4 protein-coding genes are annotated in these 3,215 nt (G+C 76.2%); 3 read left to right on the plus strand and 1 reads right to left on the minus strand.

Translation table 11 applies throughout. The annotated features are described in order from the left end of the window. A partial coding sequence (locus tag ACTHMS_RS22390) for a tyrosine recombinase XerC (protein WP_440308873.1) occupies positions 1 to 660 on the plus strand: 660 nt, incomplete at its 5' end. A gap of 30 nt (positions 661 to 690) precedes the next feature. Here the strand turns inward: ACTHMS_RS22390 and ACTHMS_RS22395 are convergent. Further along, entirely contained in the window at positions 691 to 1,242 is a 552-nt protein-coding gene (locus ACTHMS_RS22395) for a peptidoglycan DD-metalloendopeptidase family protein (protein ID WP_440308874.1), read from the minus strand. 268 nt (positions 1,243 to 1,510) lie between these two features. Between ACTHMS_RS22395 and ACTHMS_RS22400 the strand changes: the two genes are divergently transcribed. Then, positions 1,511 to 2,485 (plus strand): GGDEF domain-containing protein, encoded by a 975-nt coding sequence (locus ACTHMS_RS22400; protein ID WP_440308875.1) that lies wholly within the window; start codon positions 1,511 to 1,513, stop codon positions 2,483 to 2,485. Positions 2,486 to 2,522: 37 nt separating this feature from the next. Continuing rightward, positions 2,523 to 3,215: EAL domain-containing protein (locus ACTHMS_RS22405; RefSeq protein WP_440308876.1), on the plus strand; the 693-nt coding region annotated here is incomplete at its 3' end.

The following is a 3,215-nucleotide window of genomic DNA, read 5'->3' on the forward strand; positions in this document are numbered from 1 at the left end:
CGCACCTTCAGTGCGTGGGCGCACCGCGAGGGGCTCGCCGACATCGACGCCGGGGCCCTGCTGTTCAGACCGAAGGCCCATCGGGTGCTGCCACCGGTGCTGCGGGCGGACGAGGCCGGCGCCGTGATGGACGCGGGCGCCGACAGTGACGACCCGCTGGCCCTGCGCGACCGCTGCATCGTCGAGCTGCTCTACGCCTCGGGCCTGCGCGTGAGCGAGCTGGTCGGGCTCGACCTGGCCGACATCGATCGCGCGCGACGGGTCGTGCGCGTGCTCGGCAAGGGCGACAAGCAGCGCACGGTGCCGTACGGCCAGGCGGCCGAGCGCGCGCTCGAGGCCTGGCTGCGCGACGGTCGGCCGGTGCTGGCCACGCCCGACACCGGGAACGCGGTGCTCGTCGGTGCGCGCGGCCGCCGCATCGATCCCCGGACCGTCCGCGCCGTGGTGCACCGCCGCGTGGCCGGCGTCGACGGCGCGCCGGACATCGGGCCGCACGGGCTGCGGCACACCGCCGCGACCCACCTGCTCGAGGGCGGTGCCGACCTCCGCACCGTGCAGGAGTTGCTCGGCCACGCGAGCCTCGGCACCACGCAGATCTACACGCACGTCTCGGTCGAGCGGCTGCGCGAGACCTTCACCCGCGCCCACCCGCGGGCCTGACGTCGCGCGCGCCGCCCGGCATCGCCGGGGTCAGGGCGGCGCCGACGACCAGGGCAACAGGCGGACCGGGCCGAGCGGGGTGAGCAACACCAACGGGTCGACGTACACGTCGCCGCGACGCGCGCCCCAGTGCACACACGATGCGGGCGCGCAGGCGGCGTGCCGCCCGGCGACCACGCCGATCCGCGTGCCGCTCGCGACGACGGCACCGACCCGCACCAGCGGTCGCACCGGCTCGTACTCGGTGCGCAGCCCGTCCGGGTGGGCGAGCACGACGACGCCGCGTCCCGCGACCGGGCCGGCGAAGACCACCGTGCCGGCGCCTGCCGCGATCACGGCCGCACCCTGCGCGGCTGCCAGATCGACCCCGCGGTGGCCCGCGCCGTACCGGGTCGCCGGCGGATCGAACGGCTTGAGCACCGGCGCGGCGACGGGCAGCCGGTAGCGCACCTCAGCGGGTGCGGTCCGGATCGCGGTCGGCGCCGCTGCCGGTCCGGTCGGCGCACCCGGGCCGGCCCCGGCGCGGTCGGCGCCCGCACCCACGAGCGCCAGCAGCACCAGCCCGGCGACGACCCCATGCACGGTCGACAGCGTCGCGCAGCGCGACCGGCGTCGACGGCACGCCCGACCGCCCTGGGGACGAGGCACCCGTCGTCCACAGCCCGCGTCCGGATCGTCCGGGACGGCCCCGGATGTGGTAGCCCGTCCAGGGTCCACCGGCCGACCGGACGGCGGCACCGCGCGGGCCCTGGGGCACGACCTCGGCACATCGGCGTCCCGGACGCTCCCGGACGCGCCCGCCGCAGCCGATGCTGCAGACCACGAATGCCGACACCCTCGGAGCGGAACCATGTCCCGTCCTGCCCGGCGCTCGAGCAGGATCCGGCGGCTCGTCCCGCCCCTGGTGCTCGGGCTGTGGTCGACGTTCCCGCCGGTGGCGACCGCCCGGGCGCTGGCGGTGGTCGGCTGCGCCTTCTACTCGACCGGGGGCGTGCTCGCGCTCCTCGTCGCGGCGAACAACCCGGGGCTCGCGCACCGGGGCGTCATCGCCGACGTGGGCGCAGCCGCGATCGTCGGCGGCTCCTGGGTCGCCGGCAACGCCGGGCGCCTGTCCGCCCGCACCCGCCTGCTCATGAACGTCGCCGGCACCGCCCTGGTGCTGGCGATGGTGCTGCTCGCCGGCCGCACGTCCGACGCCGAGGCATTGTTCTGGCTGTTCTGCTTCACCCCGGTCGACTCGTTCATGTTCTTCCCCTGGCGAGCGGCCATCCCGCTGCTGGCGTGGGGCACCGCGGCCAGCGGGATCGCGGCCTTCGCGAACGGCATCCTGTCCCCGGTCGAGTGGGCGGGCGTCGTGCTCGTAACCTGGGTGCTCGCCCTCGTCACGGGTGTCGTCGTGCGGGCGGCCGCCGAGGCGCTGTGGGACCCGGTGACCGGGATGCTCGACCGGAAGGGATTCGACCTCGCGCTGCGCGACCGGTGCGCGGCGGCCGAGCTCACCGGACGCGGCCTCGGCGTCGCGGCGATGCGGCTCGACACCGTCCCGGGACGGCGGCTGGACGACCACGTCCTCCAGCGGATCGGCGCCGACCTGCGCGCGATCGAGCGTGACACCGCGCAGGCGGTGTGGGCCCATCTCGGGCACGGTGAGTTCGCGCTCATCACCCCGAGCTGCGTCGCGGCCGAGCAGTTGCTCGAGTCCGCCGCCGGGCGCCTCCGGGCGTACGGCCGCACCGCCTCGGCCGGCGTCTGTGACCGCCAGCCGGGGGAGGGCCCCGCCGACACGTGGCACCGGGCGGCTCGGCAGCGAGCATGCGGGCGGTGACCGCATCACGCGGGCCGGACTCGTCCTCGCCGAGGTCGTGCGACTGCGCGAGGCCGTCGCGGCCGGCGAGGTCGTGCCCCACTACCAGCCGATCGTCGAGCTCGGTACCGGCCGGATCGTCGGCGCCGAGGCGCTGGCCCGGTGGCCACAGCCGGACGGCGGGTGCACGCCGCCGGACGTGTTCGTGCCGCTCGCCGAGCAGTCCGGGCTCATCGCCACCCTCGGCACGGCCGTGCTCCGACGGGCGTGCGCGGACGCCGCCGGCTGGCCCGCGGCATCGGCGTCCGGCCGCCCGGCGCCGTTGGTGGCGGTGAACGTGTCCGGTGCACAGCTCGTCGACCCGGGGTTCCCCGACACGGTCGCGGTGGCGCTGCGCGACGCCGGCCTGGCGCCGGACCGACTCGTCCTCGAGGTCACCGAGTCGACCGCCGACGGCGACGACCCGCAGGCCGTCGCCAACCTGCACGTCCTGCGCGAGCGGGGTGTCCGCATCGCGATCGACGACCTCGGCACCGGCTACTCGAACCTCGCCCGGCTGGCGGCGCTGCCCGTCGACATCCTCAAGGTCGACCAGGGGTTCGTGCGCCAGTTGGAGACCCATCGCAACGGAGCGGCCCTGCTCGAGACGTTCGTGCTGCTCGCGCGCCGCATCGGCACGCTGTGCGTCGTCGAGGGCATCGAGACCGGCTGGCAGGCCGAGTTCGTGACCCGTTGCGGCGCCGACCGGGGT

The sequence above is a fragment of the Jatrophihabitans sp. genome, assembly GCF_051960575.1.
Lineage (GTDB): Bacteria > Actinomycetota > Actinomycetes > Mycobacteriales > Jatrophihabitantaceae > JBQCEE01.